Raw genomic sequence first — 24,509 nt, 5'->3', positions numbered from 1 at the left:
GGGACACACCGCGCGCCCCGAGCAAGCCCCTGATGGCCCGGGGCGCGCGGTGCCGGGGGTGGCCGACCGGACGTCCGGTCGCCCAGAGCCCAGCCCACTGAGAGGACCCCATGCACCCGGTCAGGAAGACCAGCCCCGAGGGAGTCGAGTACCGCGACCTCAACGGCAACGACCGCATGGACCCGTTCGAGGACCCGCGCCTGAGCGTCGAGCAGCGCGTCGAGGACCTCCTTCCCCGGCTCTCGCTCGAGGAGAAGGTCGGCCTGATGTTCCAGACCGTCATCGAGGCGGGCGCCGACGGCACGGTCCTCGAGGGGCCGGGTGCCATCAGCAAGTCGGCGACCTCCGACGTGGTGCTGCGCAAGCACCTCACCCACTTCAACGTGCACGCCCTCGACGACGCGCGGATGGCCGCGCGCTGGCACAACGCGCTCCAGACGATCGCCGAGCAGTCTCCCCACGGCATACCGGTCACGATCTCCACCGACCCGAGGCATGCGTTCATCGAGAACGCCGGCACGTCGTTCGCGGCGAAGTCGTTCTCCCAGTGGCCCGAGCCGCTGGGGCTGGCCGCCCTGCGCGACCCCGAGCTGGTGCGGGAGTTCGGCGACATCGCCCGTCAGGAGTACTGCGCGGTCGGCATCCGGGCCGCCCTGCACCCCACCCTCGACCTCGCGACCGAGCCGCGCTGGGCGCGCCAGTCGGGCACCTTCGGCCAGGACCCCGACCTCGTCAGCGAGCTCGCGGTGGCCTACCTGCAGGGCTTCCAGCAGGAGTCGTTGGGCCAGGGCAGCGTCGCCTGCACCAGCAAGCACTTCCCCGGCGGTGGACCGCAGAAGGACGGCGAGGACGCCCACTTCCCCTACGGCCGTGAGCAGGTCTACCCCGGTGGCCGGTTCGCCGACCACCTCAAGCCGTTCCCCCCGATCATCGCCGCCGGCACCGCCGCGATCATGCCCTACTACGGCATGCCGATCGCCCTGGAGATCCACGGCGAGAAGATCGAGGAGGTCGGCTTCGGCTACAACAAGCAGATCGTCACCGGCCTGCTCCGCGGCGCGCTCGGCTACGACGGCGTCGTGGTCACCGACTGGGAGCTGGTCAACGACAACCACGTCGGCGACCAGGTGCTCCCGGCCAGGGCGTGGGGGGTCGAGCACCTCAGCCCGGCCGCCCGGATGGAGCTCATCATCGAGGCCGGGGCAGACCAGTTCGGGGGCGAGGAGTGCGTCGAGCTGCTGCTGGACCTCGTCACCCAGGGGCGGGTGACCGAGGCGCGCATCGACGAGTCGGCCCGCCGGCTGCTCACCGTGAAGTTCCGGCTCGGCCTGTTCGACGACCCGTTCGTGGACGAGGACATGGCCGCAGAAACGTTGGGACGCAAGGACTTCCGTGCCGCGGGGTATGCCGCGCAGGCCAGGTCCGTGACCGTGCTCGTCAATCGTGCGAGCGAGTCCGCGTCGGGTTCGTCGGTGCTCCCGCTGACGAAGGGCCTGCGGGTCTACGCGGAGAACGTGTCACCCGAGGCCGTCGCGGCGTTGGGGGTCGCGGTCGCCCGACCCGAGGACGCCGAGGTGGCCCTGGTGCGGCTGCCCGCGCCCTTCGAGCCGCGCTCCGACCTGTTCCTCGAGTCGTGGTTCCACCAGGGCTCGCTCGACTTCCCGCCCGGTCTGGTCGCCCGGCTCGCGCGGATCGCCGCGCAGTGCCCCCTCGTCGTCGACGTCGTCCTCGACCGCGCGGCGGTCGTCACCCCGCTGCTGCCGATGGCCAGCGCCTTGGTCGGCAGTTACGGCACCAACGACGAGGCCCTCGTCGATGCCCTGACCGGGGTGATCTCTCCTGAGGGCCGGCTGCCGTTCGACCTGCCGCGCTCGATGGAGCAGGTGCGTCGCCACGGCGAGGACGTCCCCGGCTACGACGACCCGCTGTTCGCCTTCGGACATGGCCTGTTGATCATCTCTACCGTTTGACCGGCTCACCCTTTATGTTTAGGCCGTGAATCCATCCCAGACGGCTCCCGGCTCGCAGGCATCCCTGCGTGAAGCCAACCGTCTGCGCGTCCTGGAGGCCCTGCGCGACCAGGGCGCCATGACGCAGGTGGAGATCGCCGGCTTCACCGGGCTCAGCCCCGCGACCGTCTCCAACATGGTCAAGGAGCTCGACACCTCCGGGGCGGTCGAGCTCGAGCCGAGCATCCGGAACGGCCGGCGGGCGGTCCTGGTCTCGTTGGCGACCGGCAGCACCCTCATCGCGGGCATCGCCTTCGGCGACCGCGACGTGCGGGTCGCGCTCGGCACCGGCCCCCGCGACATCATCGGCCGGCAGCGCATGCCCCTGCCCGCCGACCACGCCGCCGACGAGGGCATGGACCGCGCCTCGCGGCTGCTCCTCGACCTCGTGGAGAAGGCCGGCAAGACGATGGCGGACGTGCGTGCGGTGGGAGTCGGCATCCCCGCTCCGGTCGACGCCGTGTCGGGCCAGGTGGGCAGCGAGAGCATCCTCCCCGGGTGGCGCGGCGTGGCGGTGGCCAAGGAGATGGAGGGGCGGATCCAGGCTCCTGTGGCCGTGGACAACACCTCCAACCTGGCGGCCCTCGGCGAGCTGAGATGCGGTGTGCTGCAAGGGGTTCAGCACGCGGTTTACATCAAGCTGTCCTACGGCGTGGGTGCCGGTCTGATCCTCGACGGCGATGTCTTCCGGGGAGCAGCCGGGACGGCGGGCGAGATCGGCCACCTGACCATCGACGAGAACGGCCCGGTGTGCCGCTGCGGCAACCGCGGGTGCCTCGAGACCTACATCGGTGCCCGCGGGCTGCTCGACGCCCTGGCCTCCTCGCACGGACCGATGAGCCTGCGCGACGTGATCACCCGCGCCCTGGACGGCGACCCCGGCTGCCGCCGGGTGCTCGAGGATGCCGGGCGCCACCTGGGCGTCGCGGTCGCGGGCCTGGTCAACCTGCTCAACCCCGAGGTCATCGTCCTGGGTGGGCAGCTGTCGAAGGTCGGCTCGATCATCATCAGCCCGATGCGCGCCTCGCTCGAGCGGTGTGCCATCCCGAGCGCCGCGGCCTCCGTCGTCGTGCGTGAGGGCGAGCTCGACACCGACGCCGACGTCGTCGGCGCGCTGGTGTGTGCCACGGCCCTGCTGCCGGCCAACCAGGCCGTTCTGGCCAGTGCAGCGTCTATTTCTTGAATTCAACTCTTGACGTCAAGGGTTGGTCAGCGCTTAACTCAGGACACGCCCGCACCATCGTGGTTGTCGGCGCCTGACCAAGGGAGTTCAGCTATGCCCACCCGTTCCATTCGTCTCGCCGGGGCCGCTCTCGTGGCTGGCCTCGGCCTCGCGTCGCTCGCCGCGTGTGGCGACAGCGGTGACTCCGGCTCCGGCAGCAGCGGCTCGTCGTCGTCCGGTGGCGGCGGCGCGAAGAAGATCGCGCTCCTGCTTCCCGAGTCGAAGACCACCCGCTACGAGACCTTCGACCGGCCGCTGTTCGAGGCCGCCGTCAAGAAGGACTGCGCCGACTGCACGATCATCTACAGCAACGCCGACCAGGACCCCGCCAAGCAGCAGCAGCAGGCTGAGGCGGCGCTGACGCAGGGTGCCAACGTGCTCGTCCTCGACCCGGTCGACGGCAAGGCCGCCGCCGGTGTCGTCGCCAGCGCCAAGGGCCAGGGCGTCCCCGTCGTCGCCTACGACCGGTTCATCGCCGGCGCCGACTACTACGTCTCGTTCGACAACGAGACGGTCGGCAAGATCCAGGCCCAGACGCTGGTCGACACGATCAAGGCCGGGGGCAAGACCTCGGGCGACATCGTCATGATCAACGGCTCGCCGACCGACCCGAACGCCGCCAGCTTCAAGAAGGGCGCGCACAGCGTGCTGGACTCCAGCGGCTTCAAGATCGCTGCCGAGTACGACACCCCGGACTGGAGCCCCGACAAGGCGCAGGCCTGGATGGAGGGCCAGATCTCGGCCGTCAAGGGGAGCCTCGTCGGCGTCTACGCCGCGAACGACGGCACCGGCGGCGGCGCGATCGCCGCGCTGAAGGCCGGTGGCGTCAAGCCGCTCCCGCCCGTCACGGGTCAGGACTCCGAGCTCGCCGCGATCCAGCGGATCCTCGCCGGCGACCAGGCCATGACCATCTACAAGCCGGTCCCGCCGGAGGCCGAGGCTGCCGCCAAGGCCGCCATCGCACTGGCCAACAAGCAGAAGCCTGCTTCGACCGGTGACACCGACGGTGTGCCCTCGACCATCCTCGACCCGATCGCGGTCACCAAGGACAAGGTCAAGGACACGATCATCAAGGACAACGTCTACAAGGTCGCCGACATCTGCACGGGTGCCTTCGCCGCAGTCTGCACCGCGGCCGGCATCAGCTGACGACAGGCCAGCGGGTGGGAGCAGCGCCTCGGCGCCGTTCCCACCCGCTGGCGTAGGCGGCAGACTGCGGGGCGGGAGTACTCCGTCCAGATCCGCGCCCCGGCAGGCGCGCCACCGCACCCGGCTCCACCGAACCACCGAAGGACTGACATGACAGCGACCCTCTCGCCTCCGACGACCGCGGTCCTTGCACTGACCGGCGTCTCCAAGCGCTTCGGTGCAGTGCAGGCTCTCAAGGACATCGACTTCGACGTCCACTCGGGCGAGGTCGTGGCCCTGGTCGGCGACAACGGCGCCGGCAAGTCGACGCTCGTCAAGACGATCGCCGGCGTCTACACGCCCGACGAGGGGCAGATGACCTTCGACGGCAAGGCCGCCAGCGTCGCCAGCCCCGCGGAGGCACAGCACCTCGGCATCGCCACCGTCTTCCAGGACCTCGCGCTCTGCGACAACCTCGACGTGGTCGCCAACCTGTTCCTCGGCCGCGAGCTCTACCGCGGTCGCGCCCTCGACGAGGTGACCATGGAGCAGGAGTCCTGGCGGCTGCTGCGCCAGCTCAGCGCCAAGATCCCGTCGGTGCGGATCCCGGTGGCCAGCCTCTCCGGCGGCCAGCGCCAGACCGTCGCGATCGCCCGGTCGCTGCTCGGCGCACCCAAGGTGGTCATGCTCGACGAGCCCACGGCCGCCCTCGGTGTCGCCCAGACCGCCGAGGTGCTCAACCTCGTCGAGCGGCTGCGCGAGAACGGCCTCGGCGTCATCCTCATCAGCCACAACATGTCCGACGTGATGGCCGTCGCCGACCGGGTCAGCGTCCTGCGGCTCGGTCGCAACAACGGCACGTTCAACGTCGCCCAGACCACGAGCCAGGAGATCATCGCCGCGATCACCGGCGCGACCACGAACGCCGTCTCGCAACGGGCCGCCCGCCGCGCGGTGACCCCCGAGCCCACCGGCGCCGATGCCGGTCCCGACACCGGAGCCACCTCGGAGGAGCAGTCATGAGCACCCCCACCCCCACCCCAACCCCAACCCCTACCCCTGAGGCCCAGACCGCGGACGCCACGGCTGCCCTGCCCGCCGACCTGCAGGACGAGCGGCTGATCGCGTCGCAGGGCGTCGGTGGCTTCCTCCGCGCCTTCCTGTCGCGGCTGCGCAGCGGTGACCTCGGCTCGCTGCCGGTCGTCGTCGGCCTGGTCGTCATCTGGGGCGTCTTCGCCCTGCGCAACGACGCCTTCCTCTCCAGCCGGAACCTCGTCAACCTCACCCAGCAGAGCGTCCCGACGGGCATCATCGCGCTCGGTATCGTGCTCGTGCTCCTGCTCGGGGAGATCGACCTGTCGGTCGGCTCGATCAGCGGTCTGTCCGCCGCGATCCTCGCTGTCGGCTTCGTCGGCCACGGGTGGGCCCTTCCCCTCGCGATCATCGCGGCCCTGCTCGCGGGGGCCGTCATCGGCGCGGTCTACGGCGTGCTCTACACGCGGTTCGGCGTGCCCAGCTTCGTCATCACGCTGGCCGGGTTGCTCGGCTTCCTCGGCCTCCAGCTGAAGGTGCTCGGCAAGGAGGGGTCGATCAACATCCCGTTCGACTCCGCGATCGTGCAGTTCTCGGCGCTGAAGTTCCTGCCCGACGCCACGGCCTACGCCGTCGTCGTCGCCGCAGTCGTGATCTACGCCCTCCTGCGCCTGCGCTCCAACCAGCGTCGCGCGGTGGCCGGGCTGTCCACCACGCCGGTCGCCACCCTCGCGGTGCGCTCCGTGGCGCTCCTGCTGCTGCTCGGGATCCCGGTCTACGTCCTCAACCGGGACCGCGGGGTCTCCTACATGTTCGTGCTGTTCCTCGCACTGGTGGTCATCTTCGACTTCGTCATCCGGCGCACGTCGTGGGGTCGCTCGGTGCTGGCCATCGGCGGCAACGTCGAGGCAGCCCGGCGCGCAGGCATCAACGTCAAGCGGATCTACGTCACGGTCTTCGTGTTCTGCTCGACGCTGGCTGCGCTCGGTGGCCTTCTGGCCGCCGGCCGGCTCGCTGCGGCCAACCAGAGCAGCGGTGGTGGCGACGTGAACCTCAACGCCATCGCGGCAGCCGTCATCGGTGGCACGTCACTCTTCGGTGGTCGCGGGTCGGCCTACTCCGCCCTGCTCGGCATCCTGGTCATCCAGTCGATCTCCAACGGCCTCAGCCTGGTCAACCTCGGCTCCCCGGAGCGCTACATGATCACCGGGGGTGTCCTGCTGCTCGCGGTCATCGTCGACTCCCTCAGCCGTCGCAGCCGCGCCGCCCACGGTCGCGCCTGACGGTTCGAGCCGCACCCACCCACACAGGAGGGGTATGCCGGGTGGTCACCACCCGGCATACCCCTCCTGCCGTCGTCCCACCTTTATCGGGTCTAGCAGGAAGGTTGACCCTCGCACGGGTTCTGAACCGGTGCGAGGGTCAACGTTCTTGCTTGACCCGATAAAGCTGAGGACCGTGGGGTGGAGGATCAGCGGGTGGCGAGCTCTGCGGCCTGGCGCTGGGACCACACGCGGTCGGCTGCGTCGATGCTGGCCCGTGAGCGCAGGTCGACCCCAGCGCGCCGGGCGGCCGCCTTGGCCTCGGCCGTCGTCAGGTCCGGCGCCCGGAACTGCTCGGGGCTGATCGAGGAGTCGGCGGCGGCATAGTGGCGCTGCTGCGACGCGAGCCGGTCGGCCGACAGCTCGGCCTGGCGCAACGTCGCGCTGCTGACCCTGAACGCACTGCCCGTGAGCGGCGTGCTGACCAGCGGGGCGTAGCCGTCGCGGTGCCCCGCGACGTTGGGGTGGTAGCTCTCGCCGACCGGGTTGGACAGGCCGTTGAGCCACTCGACGTCGTCACAGACCGCGTGCCCGATGAACCGGCTGGTCGGGTTGACGAAGGTGAACCCCTTCGCCGCGGCCTGGGCGGAGGTCTTGCTGTTGAGCAGGTCGGCGGTCTGGTTGAGCCGGGTCTCCTCAGCAGGGGAGAACCAGGTGAAGGCGTTGCAGTCCTCGCCCTGGAAGATGCGGGGGTAGCCGACGACGACCACCTTGGCGTTGGGCGCCTTCGCCTTGATCGAGGCGTAGAGCGTTGACAGCCGCGCCGGGATGGTGTTGTTGATGAGGTTCTGGGCACCGTCGATCGCACCGTTGCAGTTGCTCATCCAGCCGGGCTGCGCGCACTCGGTGAGCACGTCGGCGAAGCCAGCATCGTTGCCCCCCACCGAGATCGACACCTGCGTCGTCGCCGTCGTGAGCGCGCTCAGCTGGGTGTTGGTCACGTCGGCGATCTTGGCGCCGGAGCAGGCGCGGAAGTTGAGGGTCAGTCCCTTGCTCGCCGAGATGAGCGAGGGGTAGGCGTACACCGAGCGCTGGCACGAGGTGCCGTCGTTGATGTAGCTCCGGGTGCCGGTGCCCGAGGAGTACGAGTCGCCAAGGGCCACATACGAGTTCGCGGCCTGCGCGGGTGCTGCCGACAGAGTGAGGGCGGTCGCGGCGCCGAGTGCCACGAGCGCGCCGAACGTGCGGGTCATCGCCATTGATTTCTCCCTGCAGTCCAGTGGATCGGTGGTCGCACAGTAGGGCTGGGAAATCGGGGGTGGCGTCCTGCGCGCGAACCCTTGCCAAGTCCTTACCTCAGGTGGGGACGATCCGGAGGCGGGCTCGGGGCCTCCGCGGGGGTGTGCCGCGGGGCCGGGTCATCCTCGCGCCAACCGGAGGTGGGCCGCTGACCTGCGCAAACGCCGGGTTCTGAGTGGCGGGTCAGGCCTGCGTGGCATAGGAAGGGAGGAGCGGCGTGACACGGCGTCGCTCGACGACAGGGAGAACAGCCATGACCGAAACCCCCCTGAACGAAGCAAGCGACGACGAGGGCGGCATCGGACCGTCCGACGGCGGTGCGGCGGGCATGCCGGGCAGCGCGGACGACGGTGGCGCCGACGGTGGTGCTGACGGTGGTGCGGGCGAGGGTCCGGCCGACGGTGGCGCGAACCCCGGTGGTCACGACGGTGGGGCCGACGGTGGTGCTGACGGTGGTGCTGACGGTGGTGCTGACGGTGGTGCCGACGGTGGTGCCGACGGTGGTGCGGATGGGGGTGCCGGCGAGGGTCCGGCCGACGGTGGCGCGAACCCCGGTGGCCACGACGGTGGTGCCGACGGCGGTGCCGACGGCTCCTGAGCGCCCCGACCCGCGACCGGTGAGCCGGTGACCACGACGTCATCGCACCGGGTGCCCGCCACGAGCGGTGGGCACCCGGTGCTGTCGCGCCTCCTGGCCGTCCCGTCCGCCGAGTTCGCCGAGCGGCACTGGTCGCGCACCCCGCTGCTCAGCAGGGCCGCCGACCTGCCCAGGTCGTTCGACGACCTGTTCTCCGCCGCCGCCGTCGACGAGCTGGTTTCCGGGCGAGGGCTGCGGACCCCCTTCCTGCGGATGGCCAAGGAGGGCACCACCCTCGAGGACCGCAGCTTCACGCGAGGCGGTGGGATCGGTGCCGCCATCGCCGACCAGGCCAGCGACGACGCCGTCCTCCAGCACTTCGCCGACGGAGCGACGCTGGTGCTGCAGGGGCTGCACCGCACCTGGCGGCCGGTCGTCGACTTCTCCCAGTCGCTCGCTGCCGAGCTCGGGCACCCGGTGCAGGTGAACGCCTACGTGACCCCGCCGGGCAACACCGGTTTCAGCGACCACTACGACGTCCACGACGTCTTCGTCCTCCAGGTCGCGGGGGAGAAGCGCTGGCGGATCCGTCCTCCGGTGCACGAGCTGCCGTTGCGCGACGAGCCGTGGACCGCCCACCGCGCCGCGGTCGAGGAGGCGGCCCGCGCCGCTCCGTTGATCGAGGAGACCTTCGCGCCGGGTGACTGCCTCTACCTGCCGCGCGGCTACCTGCACTCCGCGACGGCGTTGGGCGGCACCAGCATCCACCTCACGATCGGGGTGCACGCCTGGACCCGGCGGCACGTCGCCGACGAGCTGCTGCACGCCGCCGTCGCGCGGGCGAGCCGCGCCACCCAGCTGCGCGAAGCCCTCCCCCTGGGGACCGACCTGGTCGGCGAGGGGGCAGCGAGCGACGACGTGGAGGTGGTGCGGGCAGCCCTGCTCGAGGCACTGGCGGAGGTCGACGCGAACGACCTCGCGACCGGGCTGGCCGGCGCGGCTCGGGCGGCCCAGCGGCCCGCCCCACTGGCGCCCCTGGCGCAGGCCGAGGCCGCGAACGCCCTCACCCCCGGGACCCGGGTGGCCCTGCGGGCGCACGTCGCAGCGACCCTCGTGCCGGCCGCCGGTGGCCGCACCGTGCTGCGAAGCAGGGTCGGGTCGCAGGCCGTCGAGCGGCCGGACCTGGCCGTCGTCGAGCAGCTGCTCGAGTCGGGTTCGGCCACGGCGGCCGAGCTCGGCCTCGAGCTCACCCGCGCCCTCCTGCGCGCCGGCGTCGTCGTCCCTGCATGACCACGCCCCTGTGCTCGACGTCGGCGCGACGTCGGCGCGACCCGATGCTCGGCACCGCCGCTCCCGCCATCCGGTGGCTGCTCATCGAGCACCCGGGCGGGTGGGCGCCGGCGGCCCTCGACAGCCCCGGCATCCACGACGACGTGGCGGACCACCTGCACCGGACCGCACTGACCGTCGGGGGTCGGGTCGTGCTGGTCCGCCGACCCGGCCGGGCCGCGGTCCCGGGGCCACCGGAGCTGCGTCGCTGGACCGTGCTCGACCTCGACGGTCGGCAGCAGTGGGGCACCTGGCGCCGGTCCGAGGACCTGCTCGCTGCCGGCGCGGCCCTGCTCCACGGCCCGGCCGACTCCCTCGCGGGCCATCCGCCGGACCCACTGTTCCTGGTCTGCACGCACGGTCGGCACGACGTCTGCTGTGCGGTCAGGGGTCGCCCCGTCGCCCAGGCCCTCGCGGTCCGCTGGCCGCAACAGACCTGGGAGTGCACGCACATCGGCGGCGACCGGTTCGCGGCCAACCTGCTCGTCGTCCCCGACGGCACCGTCTACGGCGGGCTCGACGCGGCGACCGCGGTGGACGTCGTGCAGTCGCACCTCTCCGGGTCGGTGGACCTCGAGCACCTGCGCGGGTTCTCGGCCCACCGGCCGCCGGTGCAGGCCGCCCTCGCGGCGGTGCTGCGGGCGCACGGCCCGGCCGGTGCCGGCGACGTGACCCCCGGCGAGGTGGTCTCCGACGGCGGGCTCTGGCGCGTCGAGGTGCTGGGTCGCGGCGCGTTGCCGGCCCGGTCGGTGGTGACGGTGCGACGCACCAGCCAACCGCCCGCCCGGCTGACCTGTCGCGCCGAGGCCGACGCCACGGCATACGTGTGGACGGCCGTGGTCGCCGACCCGGTCGGCTGAGCAATCTCGGCCAATTGGCCGAAACCCCGGGCACCTCGCCCTCGCTGGCCCCCGGAACTCGGCCCATTGGCCGAAAACCCCGCGCGCCGACCCCGTCGGCTGGCTCAGGCGACGCGTCCGCCGCAGGACGCCGAACCGAGCCAGGTGTGCGGGTTGCCCTCCCAGCACCACCCCAGCCGCGGGTGCCCCTTGCTCACCCAGAGCGCGGCCACCCGCTTGCTCGCGTCCCGCGCGCCAGGCAGGAAGAAGGCGTTGCGGTCCTTGAGGATCCCCGGCCACAGCGCGAGCAGGCTGACGCCCTCGTCGACGGTGAGCGGCGTGCGGCCCTCGGCCGCGATGAGCGGCACCGCGTCCTTGGCCCGCACGTCGAGGGTCGCCGTCCCGGTGTCGACGTCGGTGACGAGGTATGCCGCGTGGTCGGGGACATCGACGCCTTGGATCGGGCGGTAGCCGGCCAGGTCGTCGGCGGTGTACTCGGTCCAGCCGGTCGTGGCCTTCCAGTGCACCGTGGGTAGGGCCCGGTCGGCGGTGACGAGGCGCGAGGTCACGACGAGCGCGAAGGGGATGCGGTCCTCCGCCGTGGCCTCGGCTCGGAAAGCCTTGTCCCGCAACGGCTCCAGCTGGTCGACGAAGGCCCGTTCGGTCAGTCCAGCGAGGGCCGGGTAGCCGGCGTCGAGGTAGGCCTGGACCTGCCGGTCGAACTCCGTCGCGGTGTCGGTCAGGGCCTGGGCCTGGGTGTCGGTCTGGGAATGGGTGGTGGTCGGGCGGTGGGTGTCGGTCGGCGTCTGGGTCACGGTTCCTCCGGTCACGAGCGGGTGGCCGAGGTTCAACGGGGGGCGGCGGTCACGCGTTCCCGGCTCTGCTCCAGGTCCGGTCCGCAGGCGCGGGCCTGGGCGGCCGCACCGGTCGCGCCGGCCTCCGTCGCCGGCACCGCCGCGGCGGGTGCTGCGCCCTCGATCCGCGAGCCGTTGATGAGGGTCACGTCGTCATAGGCCGGACGCCCCTCGATGACGTTGCGGAACTGGTACCGGGTCAGCGACGCCAGGCGGCAGTCGGTCCCGAAGGTGGCGATGTCGAAGGCCGACGGCTGGCCGGTGAGCTCGCCGACGTCGCCCTTGATCCCGTTCGCGGAGCCCGTGCCGTCACTCGCGATGAAGTGGCTGAACGGGCCGCCCCCGGTGAAGGTGCCCACGCCGATCCGTGAGCCCTGGAGCTGGCTGGCGTGCAGGTGCCCGTTCACGCGGATGCCCGCGCGCGCCACGTCCTCGGCCGCGGCCGGCTCGTGCGAGACGACGATGTCGGGCACCGGCTCGTCGGCCATCGTCGCGTTGTACCGGGCCGCGGCCGGCTTCTGCTTGGCGGCGTTGTTCGTGTTGTCGTCGCCGAACCAGCGAGGGTCGTTGAAACCGGCGATGCGCAGGCCGTGGATGCTCTCGACCACGTAGGTCTCGTCGTCCGGCTCGAGCAGCACCACGTTGCGGACGGCCGCGAGCCGGTCGAGCAGCTCCCGGTCGACGTCGGAGCGCCCGTCGTGGTTGCCCTTGACGAAGAGGTACGGAACGCCGAGGGAGGCGATGCCCTGGAAGAGACCGGCGGCGTCGGCCTCGGTGGCGCTGCCGAAGTTGACCAGGTCGCCCGAGTCGATGACCGCGTCGATCCGCTCCTGCTGGACGATCGTCTTCATCAGCGCGTACTGGTTGGCCCCGTGGATGTCCGAGACGAGGAGGATCCGCGCGGCGACCGGTTGGTCCAGGGCTTGCGGCGCGTACTTGTCCTGGAGCGCCGCGGACAGGGCCAGGAGGTTCTTGAGGTAGGGCGTCACCTGCTCGGCGCGGGTCTCGACGCCCTCCAGCAGGTCGGCGTTGCGCTGCACCGTGCCGAGGATGCCGGTCGTGCTGAAGCTGTCCAGCCGCTCCGGCTGGTAGGACAGCCCGATCACGCCGAACGTCGCGACGCACGAGGCGACCCACACCGAGGCGACCACGGCGGTCCACCGCAGGTCGGGGCGCCGCCGGCGCCACGCGGCATACCCGCCGAGGCAGAGGAGGGCGACGACGAGGGCGCCGGCCGCGAACCGCCAGGCGAGGGCGATCACGCCGCCGCGCGCCGCGCGCTCGAGCTCGAGCGGGCCCGGCTGGAGGGACTGCACCGAGATGTTGGGGCGGGCGAGCAGGTCGGTGATGCGCTCCTTCACGTGGACCTGGGCCACCACCCCGGGGGCCGGCACGGGACCACCGAAGTCGAGCTTGATGTCGCCGAAGATCGTGGGGCTCTGGATCTTGGAGATGTCACCCGGGTCGAGTGAGAGCCGCAGGTCTGCCCCGTAGTTGAGCGTGTCCGCAGGGCTCGGGAAGAGCGTGGTCGCGGCCACGCCGCCGCTGTTGCAGGCGACGAAGAGCAGCACCAGCGCGCCGAACCGCAGCAGCCACCGGGACGCACGCCTCCAGCGACGTGGGCTCTCCGGGGGCGTGCTCACCGGTCCACCGTAACCGGCCGCCGTCGGCGCCTCCTAGGCTGGCGGGTATGCCGCGACGCCTGGGGACGCTGGAAGGCCGCACCTTCGCGGCGGTGCTGTTCGACATGGACGGGACGCTGATCGACTCGATCCCGACGGTCGTCCGGTCGTGGCTGCGGTGGGCGCAGGAGGAAGGTGTCGACCCGCACGACCTGGCGGGTTTCCACGGGGTGCCGGCGCGCGGGGTCATCTCGGCGCTGCTGCCGCCGGAGCGCGTCGAGTCGGCGTTCGAGCGGATCGAGGCGATCGAGATCGCCGACACCGAGGGCATCACCGTCCTGCCCGGCACCCTCGACGCGCTCGCCGTCCTGACCGGCGACCCGGAGCTCTGCGCCATCGCGACCTCGTGCACCCGACCGCTTGCCGACGCGCGTCTGGTCGCCACCGCACTCCCGGCGCCACGGGTGGTCGTCACCGCCAGCGACGTGGCGCAGGGCAAGCCGCACCCCGACCCGTTCCTGCTGGCCGCCGCCCGGCTCGGGGTCGACCCCACCGACTGCCTGGTCGTCGAGGACGCCCCGGGCGGACTCGAGGCGGCCCGCGCGGCGGGGTGCTCGACCCTGGCCGTCACGACGACGACCGTCGCCGCCGACCTGCTCGCCGACGCCGTGGTCGGCACCCTCGCGGACGTGCGGTTCACCGTCGAGGCGGGTCGGGTCGCGCTCACCGCCCGGTAGCCCACGGCTCGGGCCGGCCCCCGGACGGGACCACCCGGCATACCGCGGTGTTATCCATTGTCAAAGGTGAGGTTATAGTCGGACGCATTGCCCTCCGCCGACGCGACCGCGTCGCCCTCCCCAAGGAACCTCCCATGCGCACCCGCTTGTCCTTCGTCGCCGTCCTGCTCGCTGCCACCACCGCACTCGCGGCGTGTGGCGGTGGCTCGTCCAGCCCCGAGACCGACCTCGCCCGCGTCAAGGAGGCAGGGGTCCTCAAGATCGGCACCGAGGGCACGTACTCGCCGTTCAGCTACCACGACCCGACGAACAACCAGCTCACCGGCTACGACGTCGAGGTCGCCAAGGCCGTGGCGGCCAAGCTCGGGGTCAAGGCGGAGTTCGTCGAGACGCCGTGGGACGCCATCTTCGCGGGCCTCACCTCGAAGCGCTTCGACGTCATCGCCAACCAGGTGACCCGCAACAGCGAGCGCGAGGGCCTCTACGGGCTCAGCTCGACCTACACGGTCTCCGAGGGCGTCATCGCCACCCGCGCCGACGACTCCTCGATCACCGCGCTGGCCGATCTCAAGGGCAAGAAGACGGCCCAGAGCCTCACCTCCAACTGGGCGCAGGTCGCCAAGGACGCGGGCGCCAAGGTCGAGGGCGTGGAGGGCTTCACCCAGGCCGTCACCCTCGTGAAGCAGAAGCGCGTCGACGCCACCGTCAACGACAACCTGGCCGTCCTCGAGTACCAGAAGTCCACCGGCGACACCTCGATCAAGATCGCTGCCGAGACCGGTGAGACCTCCGAGCAGGTCGTCGCCACTCGCAAGGACTCCGACCTCGTCGCCGCGATCAACACGGCCCTCGCCGAGCTGCAGGAGGACGGCACGCTGAAGAAGATCTCGGAGAAGTACTTCAGCACCGACGTCTCCGTGAAGCAGTAGTCCGGCGGTGGACGGACAGACCCTCACCCTGGTCGGGGACAGCCTCTGGCCACTGCTCAAGGCGTTGGTGCTCGGGACCATCCCGCTCACCGCGGCGAGCTTCGTCATCGGCCTGGCGATCGCCCTCGTCGTGGCGCTGATGCGGCTGTCCCCGCTGCGCGTGGTGTCTGGCGTCGCCCGCGTCTACATCTCGATCATCCGGGGGACGCCGCTGCTGCTGCAGCTGTTCCTCATCTATTACGGCCTGCCCTCGGTGGGGATCCGGTTCGATCCCTTCCCCGCCGCCATCATCGCGTTGTCCCTCAACGTCGGTGGGTATGCCGCGGAGGTGATCCGGGCGGCGATCCTGTCCGTCCCCAAGGGCCAGTGGGAGGCCGCCTCGACGATCGGGATGGGTTACACCACCACCCTGCGCAAGGTCGTCCTCCCCCAGGCCACCCGCAACGCCATCCCGCCGCTGTCCAACACGCTGATCTCGCTGGTCAAGGACACCTCGCTGGCGTCCGCGGTCCAGGTCGGAGAGCTGCTGCGGAAGGCGCAGGAGGTCGCGGCGCCGACGTTCCAGTTCTTCGAGCTCTATGCGGTGGCGGCGGCCTACTACTGGGTCGTCTGTCATCTCCTGTCACTGGTGCAGAACCGGCTCGAGAAGCGAGAGAACAGGTACGTGGCGCGATGACCGACTCCCTGGGGTACACCCCGACCTCGCAGGACCCTGCGGAGGGTGCGCTGGTGTCCGTGCGCGGCCTGGCCAAGGCGTTCGGCGACAACCAGGTGCTGCGCTCGGTCGACTTCGAGGTGCACGCCGGCTCGGTCACGGTGCTGATCGGGCCGTCGGGCTCCGGCAAGACGACGGTGCTGCGCTCGCTCAACGCCCTCGAGCGACCGGACGCCGGGCAGGTGCGGATCGGGCATGTCGACGTCGACTTCTCCGGGCCGGTGGCCAAGGACGACCTGGTCCGGCTGCGCGCCCAGAGCGGCATGGTGTTCCAGGCCCACAACCTGTTCCCGCACATGACCGTCCTCCAGAACGTCACGGTGGGCCCGGTCGTCGTGCAGGAGCGCCCGGAGGCGGAGGTGGAGCGCGAGGCCCGCGCGCTGCTCGACGCCGTGGGCCTGGCGGAGAAGGCCGACGCCTACCCGTTCCAGCTGTCCGGCGGCCAGCAGCAACGGGTCGGGATCGCCCGGGCCCTGGCGATTCGGCCGCAGCTCATGCTCTTCGACGAGCCGACCTCGGCCCTCGACCCCGAGCTGGTGGGTGAGGTGCTCGCGACGATGAAGGACCTCGCCACCCAGGGCTGGACCATGGTCGTGGTGACCCACGAGATCCGCTTCGCCCAGCAGGTCGCCGACCAGGTGCTCTTCATGGACGGCGGCGTCATCGTGGAGCGGGGCACCCCGGCCGAGGTGCTCTCCCAGCCGAAGACCGAGCGGGCCCGCCAGTTCCTGCAACGGATCCTGGACCCGTTGTAACCGGCCCGTGGCGGCCGTCGGGGGCCGTAGGGTGCGGTCATGGACGCTGACGTCATCGTGGTCGGAGCCGGGCTGGCCGGACTCGTCGCTGCCGCCGAGCTGGCCGACGCCGGACGCCGGGTGGTGGTGGTCGACCAGGAGAGTGCCGCCAACCTCGGCGGGCAGGCGCACTGGTCGTTCGGCGGGCTGTTCCTCGTCGACAGCCCGGAGCAGCGGCGGATGGGCATCAAGGACACCGTCGACCTCGCCTGGCAGGACTGGCAGGGCTCGGCCGGGTTCGACCGGCTCGAGGACGAGGACAAGTGGGGCTCGCAGTGGGCGCGCGCCTACGTCGACTTCGCGGCCGGCGAGAAGCGGGCCTGGCTGCACCAGCAGGGGATGCGGTTCTTCCCGGTCGTCGGGTGGGCCGAGCGGGGTGACGGGTCCGCCTCGGGCCACGGCAACTCCGTGCCGCGGTTCCACATCGTCTGGGGCACCGGCCCCGGGGTGTTGGCGCCGTTCCTGCGCCGGGTCGAGGAGCACGTCGCGGCCGGGCTGGTGGAGCTGCGGCACCGCCACCAGGTCGACGAGCTGGTCACCAGCGACGGCGCCGTCACCGGCGTGCGCGGGACGCTGCTGGCCGACGACGAGGCGTCGCGGGGCCGGCCGACCAGCCGCGATGCCGTGGGCGAGTTCGAGCTGACCGCGCAGGCCGTCATCGTCACCAGCGGCGGCATCGGCGCCAACCACGACCTGGTCCGCGCCAACTGGCCGGCGCGACTGGGCCCGCCGCCGGAGCACATGCTCACCGGGGTGCCGGCCCACGTCGACGGCCGGATGCTGGCCATCACCGAGGCCGCGGGTGGGCGCTTGGTCAACCGCGACCGGATGTGGCACTACGTCGAGGGCATCGAGAACTGGGACCCGATCTGGCCGTCCCACGCGATCCGCATCCTGCCCGGGCCGAGCTCTTTGTGGTTCGACGGCAACGGCGACCGGCTCCCACCACCGCTGTTCCCGGGTTTCGACACCCTCGGCACGCTGGCCCACCTGCGCCAGACCGGGCACGACCACAGCTGGTTCATCCTGACCACCAAGATCATCGGCAAGGAGTTCGCGCTCTCCGGGTCGGAGCAGAACCCCGACCTGACCGGGAAGTCGGTCAAGGACGTGCTGGGTCGCGCGCGGGCCGACATGCCCGCCCCGGTGCGGGCGTTCCTCGACAAGGGAGCCGACTTCGTCTCGGCCGACACCTTGCGCGAGCTGGTCGACAAGATGAACGCCCTGACCCCCGACGCCCCCCTCGACCTCGCCCACATCGAACGGCAGGTCGTCGAGCGCGACCGCCAGATCGACAACGACTTCAGCAAGGACGCCCAGGTCACCGCTCTCCGTGGGGCGCGGAACTACCGTGGCGACAAGCTGATCCGCACGGCCACCCCGCACCGCATCCTCGACCCCAAGGCCGGACCGCTCATCGCGGTGCGCCTCAACATCCTCACCCGCAAGACCCTCGGCGGGCTGGAGACCGACCTCTCGTCGCGCGTCCTGTCCGCGTCGGGTGAGCCGGTGCCCGGCCTGTATGCCGCGGGCGAGGTCGCCGGGTTCGGCGGCGGTGGGATGCACGGCTACCGCGCGCTGGAGGGCACCTTCCTGGGCGGCTGCATCTTCTCGGGCCGCACCGCCGGACGGGCTGCCGCGGCAGCAACCGCCTGACGCGGCATACCCCGGCTCCCCGCCGGGTCGATGTGAACACGCCGGTCATCACCGGCGTGTTCACCTCGCACCGGGGGAGGTGGTCGGGGTCGTGGCGCGTGACCCCAGGGCCGCCGGCTCGTTGACGGGGTAGACCCGCACCCTGGAGGACCCATGCGCCGCACCGCATCCCTTGTCCCTGCACGCCTCGCCGCCGGCCTCGCCGTCGCCCTGACCGCCAGCCTGCTCGGCGCAGGGGGTGCCCAGGCGCACGGCGACCGAAACGGCGACGCGCACCGGGCCACGGAGAAGCGGGCTGCCTATGCAGGCGGCACCTCGGTGCCGCTGGTCAACAGCCCGAACACCCGGCTCGCCGCGAACTTCCCCGAGACGGCCGGCATCTCCGGCTGCTTCCTCAAGACCGCACCGTTGTTCGTGATGTCCTCGCTGGACTCCCTGAGCGTCTTCGACGTCAGTGACCCCGTGGCGCCGAAGCTCGTGGGCACCCTGCCCAACCTCGTCTTCGAGAACGAGGCGATCAACTGTGGGGAGCGCAAGACCAGGACCGGCACGAAGCGGTTCGCGCTCATCGGTGTCGACACCTATGACGTGTCGGCCGACATCCAGCACACCGCCTCCGCACTGGGTGGCAAGGAGCTCATCGTCGTCGACGTGACCGACCCCACCACGCCGCGGCTCCAGTCCAGCGCCACCGCATCGACCAGCACCCACACCGTGGCCTGCGTGGACGACCGCGACTGCCGTTACGCCTACTCGGCCGGTGGCCGGACGAACTTCTCGCTGATGGACCTCGACAACCTCGACGCTCCCCACGAGGTCGACGCTGATCCAGCCGTGGCAGGGGTGCAGCCGTTCGCCTCACCCTCGGGCGGCCACAAGTGGAACTTCGACCGGGCGGGCTTTGCCACGCACACCGGGTACAACGGCTCCTCGGTGTTCGACGTGCACGACCCGCTGCACCCGCGCCTGGTCACCACCACCGGCCTCGCCGGCCGGGGGTTCGAGGCCGACGGCGTCACGAAGAACGGCTACAACGACTTCATCCACCACAACTCCTACCGCCCGAACGCCGAGGCCTTCATCGCCGACGCGGCGCCGAGCCTGGCGAACGGCAATGTCCTGCTCGTGACCGAGGAGGACTACGAGCAGGTCGACTGCTCGAAGGCCGGCTCGTTCCAGACCTGGTGGGTCAAGCGCCTGGACGGTACCCCTGACGCGATCGTGCCGCTGGACAAGGTGGAGGTGGCCGACCTCGGCTCCTTCCCGTTGCCGGTCGGCGGTTTCTGCTCGGCGCACTGGTTCGACTTCCACCCGTCCGGCATCGTCACCGTGGGCTTCTACGGTGGCGGTACGCAGCTCGTCGACGTGCGCGACCCCCGCGACATCAAGCCGTACGGTCACGCTGTCTGGGGCGCCTCGGAGGTGTGGGACTCCTACTGGGTGCCGGACTACAACGAGCGGGACGTGCGGACCGACCGCAAGACGAACATCGCGTACTCGGTCGACCTGGTCCGTGGCCTGGACGTCTACACCGTCGACCTTCCGGGACAGACGTCCGGGCCCGCGTCCGCCCTGCCGCACGGGCTGGTGCCCTGACCCACCCGGTCAGGGGAGACGGTCGCGGACGATGCCGTCGAGCACTCCGAGCGGCACGCTGCCGCCGTCGAGCACGGCGTCGTGGAACGCCTTGATGTCGAAGGCGTCGCCCTGGCGCTCCTGGGCCTCGCGGCGGATGCGCAGGATCTCGAGCCGACCGATCATGTAGCCGCAGGCCTGGCCGGGCAGCACGGCATACCGGTTGACCTCGCTCGTGACGTTGGCCGTCGACATCGGGGAGTTGGCGACCATGTAGTCGATCGCCTGCTGGCGGCTCCAGCCCAAGGCGTGCAGTCCCGTGTCGACGACGAGCCGGCAGGCGCGCACCGAGTCCATGGTCAGCATGCCGAGCCGGGTCAGCGGCGTGGAGTAGAGCCCCATCTCGTCGGCCAGTCGCTCCGTGTAGAGACCCCAGCCCTCGGCGTAGGCGTTGAAGACGGTGTGCCGGCGCAGGGCCGGCAGGTCGGTGAGCTCGGCCGCGATGGCGAGCTGCAGGTGGTGGCCCGGGATGCCCTCGTGGTAGCTGAGCGCCTCGATCTCGACCCGACCCCAGGCGGATGGGTCGGAGGTGTTGACGTAGAAGACACCGCCACGGGAGCCGTCGTCCGACGGCGGGTAGTAGAAGCCGAGCGCGCCATGGGTGGTGGTCTTGATGGCGCAGTCGGCCGCGGGCAGCCGGTTGAACCAGGCCGGCATCTCGGCCCGCGCCCGGGCGAACGCGGTCTCGCAGTCGGCGAGGATCTCGGCAGCGTCGTGGTGGCGCAGGGCCGGGTCGGTGCGCAGTCGGTCGTAGATCGCCGGGACGTCGGACGTGCCGAGGACCTCGCCACCGAGGGCCGAGTACTCGTCCTCGAGGGAGGCGATCTGTTGCAGCCCCAGGTCGTGGATCTCCTGCGCGCCCAGCGTCGTGGTGGTGTTGGCGGCCAGGGCGCGCGCGTAGGTCTGCTCACCGTCGGGGAGCCAGACCAGCCCGCACTTCTCGTCGGGTCGGGTGTGGGCCGCCACCTCGTCGGCCAGGACGTCGCGGTACTCCTGCAGGCCCGGGCGGACCTGGTGCTCGATGGCGTCGGTCAGCCGAGCCCGCCACGCATCGACGTCGACGTCGGCCGGCAGGTCGGCCGTCCTGAGCAGCGGGTCCTCGGGCAGTGGCGTGGCCAGCCAGGCGTCGAGCTGCGGGATCGTCTCGGCCACGGCGAAGGCGGCCGGGGTGCGCCCGGAGGCGACCCCCTCGCGGTGCCGCTGGGCGGCGTCGCGCAGGTACTGGCCCATGCCGTGGAACTTGCTCACCATCGCCTCGGCGACGTCGGCATTAGGGATCGCGAGGTTCGCGACGGTCAGCGGGAGGTCGACCTGCGGGCCGAAGACCGGGTTGACCGCGAACTCGGCGGTGCGGCTCTCCGCGGTGTCGGCCGCGCTGGAGGCCTGGAAGGCGACGACGTCGCGAGTGGCGCGGTCCTGCAGGCTGAGCCCGTCGTCCGGGATCGCGGCAGCCCGGGCGGCGAACTCGCGCGAGGCGGCGATGAGGTCGTCCTCCGCGGCCCGGCTCGCGTCGTCGAACCGGTCGGCGAACCGGTAGTCACCCACCATGTGCGCCCAGCTCGGGCTCGTCCGCATCCAGTGGTCGTGGTAGTCGTCAGCCAGCTGTCGCACGTCGTCCGTCATGCCCCGAACGTACCGGCCTGCCCCTCCTCCACGCGCGGTCGGCGCCCGACTTCGGCGAACGCCGCAGCGGTGACCTGGTGCGGACCTTGATGGAGGACCCGGACCACGCGTCGTTCGCGGCCCGCCGAGCTGGGGCTCGATCCCCGGGGTGGTCTCGCCGTCGCGGCGTTCTCGCTGCCGTGCGTGGAGCCGGTGACGAGAATCGAACTCGCGTGTCCAGCTTGGGAATCTGATTCATCGGGCAGGCGGTGTTCCGTTGCAGGTGGCGGGGGAAGCCGTTGTTGCCCTTTGGCGCCCCGTGTATGCCGTCTCCTGTTGTCCGACTGTGGTCCAAGGGCCGGGGTGTTCATTGCGCCGATCTACTACGGGCCCTGGCCGATCACGACACCGGATTGCGCAGGAGGTTCGCAAGATCCAATTTGACGTTCGCCCCTATATGTAGCTGACGTGCCACCTCTGGAGCCATGGTCTTCCCCCCACATCATCCTGGAACACCTGAACGCCTTGCATTTGCCCCCGCTAATGTTCGGGTGGGCGTTGTGCCCGATTGAACCGCGGGCGGGGAGGCACCCAATGGCTAGACGGCAGAGTTTCTCTTCGGCCATGTCGCAGTATCAGCGAGAGCGGGAGCGGGCATACGCGGCGCAGCAGCGGGCGATTGCCAAGGCGCATCGGGACGCGGAACGTGCCCGAGCCGCGCAAGCGCGAGCGACTGCCGCAGAGCAGCGCGAGATGAAGCGGCTCTATGCCGAGAGTCGGGCGGCTGAGGTTGTCGCGATGAACGACGAGCTGGATGTTCGCGTTGCTGCGCTTGCGATGCTTCTTGCGGACACCCTCGACGTAGACGACCACTTGAATTTCGAGAGTCTCAAGGAGCATCCGGAGATGCCGGCGCGACCAACGTCGTGGCTGGATACACCTCTGGTGGCACCGAACCTGTCAGCATTCATGCCTCCACCCCCTACCGGGCTTCTGAGCATGCTTGGCGTGGGCAAGGCGAAGCACGCGGAGGCTATGGCTGCGGCCGAACAGAGTCACGCCGCCGCGATGGTGGATCATGGCCAGAAGGAGGACGCCCGCCTAGAAGAGCTCAATCGCGTGAGGGCGGTCCATGCCAAATGGATGGAGGACCTCAAGCAGTGGACGGCGGGTCAGCACGCTGAAGTCGACCGCTTCCGGGAGGCCTTCGATCAGGGCGATCCTGACGCTGTGATCGGCTACTTCGAGCTGGTCCTTCAGCGCTCCGCCTACCCAAATGGTTTTCCACAGCGGTTCAAGCTGGCGTACGTGCCTGAGTCGCGGCAGCTGGTGGTGGAGTACGAGCTTCCCACCGCAGAGGTGGTCCCTGGGGCAAAGGTCTATCGGTATGTGAAGGCATCCGACTCGATATCCGACACCGCCCGGCCGGCAACCCAGGTACGGAGCATCTACGCGGGTGTGGTGGCACAGGTGGCCTTGCGGACGCTGCACGAAGTATTCGAGGCGGACAGGGGACGCAACATCGATGTTGTGGTGTTCAACGGCGTCATCTACACCAACGATCCCGGCAGCGGAAAACCCATCAAACCCTGCTTGGTGACGGTCCGGACAACGCGGGATACGTTCGCTGAACTCGACCTGGCCCGCGTCGAACCCCTTGCCTGTCTGCGCCATCTCTCTGCCGGAGTGTCTAAGAGTCCCGCGGAGCTTGTGCCGGTCCGACCAGTGCTGGAGTTCGACATGGTCGACCCCAGATTCGTCACTGAGTCTGACGCTCTCACTTTGTTGGATGAGCGTCCCAACTTGATGGAGCTGCACTTCACTGAGTTTGAGGTTCTCATTCAGAACCTGTTCACGAAGATGGGTCTGGAAGCCAAGCAGACAAGACCCTCGCGTGACGGCGGCGTTGACTGCGTGGCCTACGACCCCCGACCGATCTTCGGCGGCAAGGTGGTCATCCAAGCGAAGCGCTACAAGAACACCGTCGGCGTCTCAGCCGTGCGTGACCTCTTCGGCACCCTGCAGAACGAGGGGGCCAGCAAGGGCATCTTGGTAACCACCAGCGGCTACGGACAGGCTTCGTTCGAGTTCGCGAGCAACAAGCCGATCGAGCTGATCGATGGTGCAAACTTGCTCTACCTGTTGAAGCAGCACGCCGACATAGACGCGAAGATCCAGCCGCCCGACGACTGGTCCGATCCCGGCACGGACTTGGGCGAGTAAGTGCGAGCAGTCAACGTCTGGAGACTGCGGGTCTGCCACCTAGGGCATGCGACTCCTTGTTGATCGTCGCCTTGACCTCGCGCGCCATGGAGACGTCCAGTTCGTGGTGGACCTCGGTGTGGGTTCCGGCCCTTGTCGCGGCCCTCGTTTCTGTAACCGTGGCCGCCGCATTCTCACGGATATCAGAGCTTTTCCGGCAGGCATGGTCGAAGGTCCGCAGAGACCACTCCACGATCGTCACCGGGGATTTCTCCATGGAACAGGGTGGCCGACACGACGTCCTGTGCGTCGTTCGCTTCGCCCCCTCAAGACGGGTCCGACAGAAGAGGCTTCAGCAATCGATGGTGGGCAAGTTGGCCATCTCGTTGGCACCAACAGTGGACGCAACCCCAGACTCGAGCGGCCCGGACGCAGCAACCTTTCGAGCACCGGACGAGAACCAATCCTTCTGCCAGGTATCCCTTAGGAGCAACGGCCTCGTCGAGGTGGCCACCAATTTGCGTTCGATCGCCAACGAGTCGTCGGACGGGCGAACCCTTGTCAGCCTCGCCGACGTGGCACATCAGATGGCAAGGGCCGTCCTCCAGGTGAGGGCGGGGCATTACGAAACGGCCATGGGTATCCGTGGCCGTCTTGACTGGGCACTTAGTGTCTCCTCGTACATCAGTGGCCCGCAGGGGACCGCGCCGGTTCGCCTGCTTGTTGCGGGCGCCAACACGGCGGCCCGGGAGGCCAAAACCGCGAACGCAGCCTTTCCCAACCCACAATTCGGAGCCCAAGCTCTCAAAAGCACACGACAACGCGCGGACCCAGCACACATCCTTCACAAGGCACTGGACGATTGGCTGTCTCGATCCGGGTACTGGGACTACGAAGACTTGCTTGCCGACGTAATCGCTCAGGCAGTACGACGAGCCGACCACGAGCAGCGCCGGGCGAAACGATGGCGGAACGATTAGCGGGGGAGCGGGAGCATGGTGCGATGGGTGCTCGCCGCGAGACTTCTGCTGAGCGTCTGGCAGCTTGCCGGCCCAACTGGACGATT

The 24,509-nt window shown here is 70.2% G+C and carries 20 protein-coding genes; 15 read left to right on the top strand and 5 right to left on the bottom strand.

All coding sequences use genetic code 11. The annotated features are described in order from the left end of the window. Positions 1-110: 110 nt before the first annotated feature. The 5 genes from ASG95_RS00200 to ASG95_RS00180 all read left to right on the top strand — a co-directional run bounded on the left by ASG95_RS00200 (position 111) and on the right by ASG95_RS00180 (position 6,674). Complete coding sequence (locus ASG95_RS00200; protein ID WP_057376129.1) at positions 111-1,970, top strand: glycoside hydrolase family 3 protein; 1,860 nt, start codon at positions 111-113, stop codon at positions 1,968-1,970. A 25-nt stretch (positions 1,971-1,995) separates the two neighbouring features. Next, entirely contained in the window at positions 1,996-3,192 is a 1,197-nt protein-coding gene (locus ASG95_RS00195; RefSeq protein WP_057376128.1) for an ROK family transcriptional regulator, read from the top strand. A 93-nt stretch (positions 3,193-3,285) separates the two neighbouring features. Next, on the top strand, positions 3,286-4,380 hold the full coding sequence (locus tag ASG95_RS00190) for a sugar ABC transporter substrate-binding protein (RefSeq protein ID WP_056921450.1): 1,095 nt from the start codon (positions 3,286-3,288) through the stop codon (positions 4,378-4,380). A 150-nt stretch (positions 4,381-4,530) separates the two neighbouring features. Continuing rightward, the gene (locus tag ASG95_RS00185; RefSeq protein ID WP_056921451.1) at positions 4,531-5,382 is read left to right on the top strand and encodes an ATP-binding cassette domain-containing protein; all 852 of its coding nucleotides are present in this window, start codon (positions 4,531-4,533) and stop codon (positions 5,380-5,382) included. Then, entirely contained in the window at positions 5,379-6,674 is a 1,296-nt protein-coding gene (locus tag ASG95_RS00180) for a sugar ABC transporter permease (protein WP_082592219.1), read from the top strand. The genes ASG95_RS00185 and ASG95_RS00180 overlap by 4 nt, the downstream gene beginning before the upstream one ends. A gap of 188 nt (positions 6,675-6,862) precedes the next feature. On the opposite strand, the gene ASG95_RS00175 is transcribed toward ASG95_RS00180, so the two are convergent. After that, positions 6,863-7,912, bottom strand: a complete 1,050-nt coding sequence (locus ASG95_RS00175) for an SGNH/GDSL hydrolase family protein (protein ID WP_056921453.1) — start codon at positions 7,910-7,912, stop codon at positions 6,863-6,865. A gap of 293 nt (positions 7,913-8,205) precedes the next feature. On the opposite strand from ASG95_RS00175, the gene ASG95_RS00170 reads away from it, so the two are divergent. From ASG95_RS00170 to ASG95_RS00160, 3 genes are read left to right on the top strand one after another with little or no spacing between them, the layout of a single operon-like run. Continuing rightward, on the top strand, positions 8,206-8,550 hold the full coding sequence (locus ASG95_RS00170; protein WP_057376127.1) for a hypothetical protein: 345 nt from the start codon (positions 8,206-8,208) through the stop codon (positions 8,548-8,550). 27 nt (positions 8,551-8,577) lie between these two features. Further along, positions 8,578-9,819 carry a cupin domain-containing protein gene (locus ASG95_RS00165; protein WP_056921455.1) on the top strand — a complete coding sequence of 414 codons (1,242 nt, stop codon included), beginning with the start codon at positions 8,578-8,580 and terminating at the stop codon, positions 9,817-9,819. Further along, positions 9,816-10,718, top strand: a complete 903-nt coding sequence (locus tag ASG95_RS00160) for a sucrase ferredoxin (RefSeq protein ID WP_057376126.1) — start codon at positions 9,816-9,818, stop codon at positions 10,716-10,718. The genes ASG95_RS00165 and ASG95_RS00160 overlap by 4 nt, the downstream gene beginning before the upstream one ends. 104 nt (positions 10,719-10,822) lie before the next feature. Here the strand turns inward: ASG95_RS00160 and ASG95_RS00155 are convergent, their stop codons facing one another. Next, a complete protein-coding gene (locus ASG95_RS00155; protein WP_157581658.1) occupies positions 10,823-11,512 on the bottom strand; it encodes a DUF5701 family protein in 690 nt (229 codons plus the stop codon). 32 nt (positions 11,513-11,544) lie between these two features. Beyond that, entirely contained in the window at positions 11,545-13,194 is a 1,650-nt protein-coding gene (locus tag ASG95_RS00150) for a metallophosphoesterase (protein WP_057376125.1), read from the bottom strand. Between the two features lie 47 nt (positions 13,195-13,241). On the opposite strand from ASG95_RS00150, the gene ASG95_RS00145 reads away from it, so the two are divergent. The 6 genes from ASG95_RS00145 to ASG95_RS00120 all read left to right on the top strand — a co-directional run bounded on the left by ASG95_RS00145 (position 13,242) and on the right by ASG95_RS00120 (position 19,600). Then, on the top strand, positions 13,242-13,910 hold the full coding sequence (locus ASG95_RS00145; RefSeq protein ID WP_057376124.1) for an HAD-IA family hydrolase: 669 nt from the start codon (positions 13,242-13,244) through the stop codon (positions 13,908-13,910). Between the two features lie 134 nt (positions 13,911-14,044). Continuing rightward, positions 14,045-14,839, top strand: coding sequence for an amino acid ABC transporter substrate-binding protein (locus tag ASG95_RS00140; RefSeq protein WP_056921459.1), 795 nt, complete (start codon positions 14,045-14,047; stop codon positions 14,837-14,839). Positions 14,840-14,846: 7 nt separating this feature from the next. Continuing rightward, positions 14,847-15,515, top strand: a complete 669-nt coding sequence (locus tag ASG95_RS00135; RefSeq protein ID WP_056921460.1) for an amino acid ABC transporter permease — start codon at positions 14,847-14,849, stop codon at positions 15,513-15,515. Further along, positions 15,512-16,309, top strand: a complete 798-nt coding sequence (locus tag ASG95_RS00130; RefSeq protein WP_082592217.1) for an amino acid ABC transporter ATP-binding protein — start codon at positions 15,512-15,514, stop codon at positions 16,307-16,309. Before ASG95_RS00135 ends, ASG95_RS00130 begins: the two co-directional genes overlap by 4 nt. 39 nt (positions 16,310-16,348) lie before the next feature. Next, complete coding sequence (locus ASG95_RS00125; protein ID WP_057376123.1) at positions 16,349-18,004, top strand: FAD-binding dehydrogenase; 1,656 nt, start codon at positions 16,349-16,351, stop codon at positions 18,002-18,004. Positions 18,005-18,157: 153 nt separating this feature from the next. Beyond that, positions 18,158-19,600, top strand: coding sequence for a hypothetical protein (locus ASG95_RS00120; RefSeq protein ID WP_057376122.1), 1,443 nt, complete (start codon positions 18,158-18,160; stop codon positions 19,598-19,600). Positions 19,601-19,609: 9 nt separating this feature from the next. Here the strand turns inward: ASG95_RS00120 and ASG95_RS00115 are convergent, their stop codons facing one another. Further along, on the bottom strand, positions 19,610-21,262 hold the full coding sequence (locus tag ASG95_RS00115) for a DUF885 family protein (protein WP_057376121.1): 1,653 nt from the start codon (positions 21,260-21,262) through the stop codon (positions 19,610-19,612). Positions 21,263-21,865: 603 nt separating this feature from the next. Between ASG95_RS00115 and ASG95_RS00110 the strand changes: the two genes are divergently transcribed. After that, a complete protein-coding gene (locus tag ASG95_RS00110) occupies positions 21,866-23,464 on the top strand; it encodes a restriction endonuclease (protein WP_157581657.1) in 1,599 nt (532 codons plus the stop codon). 10 nt (positions 23,465-23,474) lie between these two features. Here the strand turns inward: ASG95_RS00110 and ASG95_RS21100 are convergent, their stop codons facing one another. Then, positions 23,475-23,705: a hypothetical protein gene (locus ASG95_RS21100; protein ID WP_157581656.1), complete on the bottom strand. Its 231-nt coding sequence runs from the start codon at positions 23,703-23,705 to the stop codon at positions 23,475-23,477. Positions 23,706-24,509: the final 804 nt, after the last annotated feature.

Source organism: Phycicoccus sp. Soil803, assembly GCF_001429685.1.
Lineage (GTDB): Bacteria > Actinomycetota > Actinomycetes > Actinomycetales > Dermatophilaceae > Pedococcus.
The sequence above is the reverse complement of the archived record's forward strand: the minus strand, read 5'-3'. Positions and strand labels throughout refer to the sequence as shown.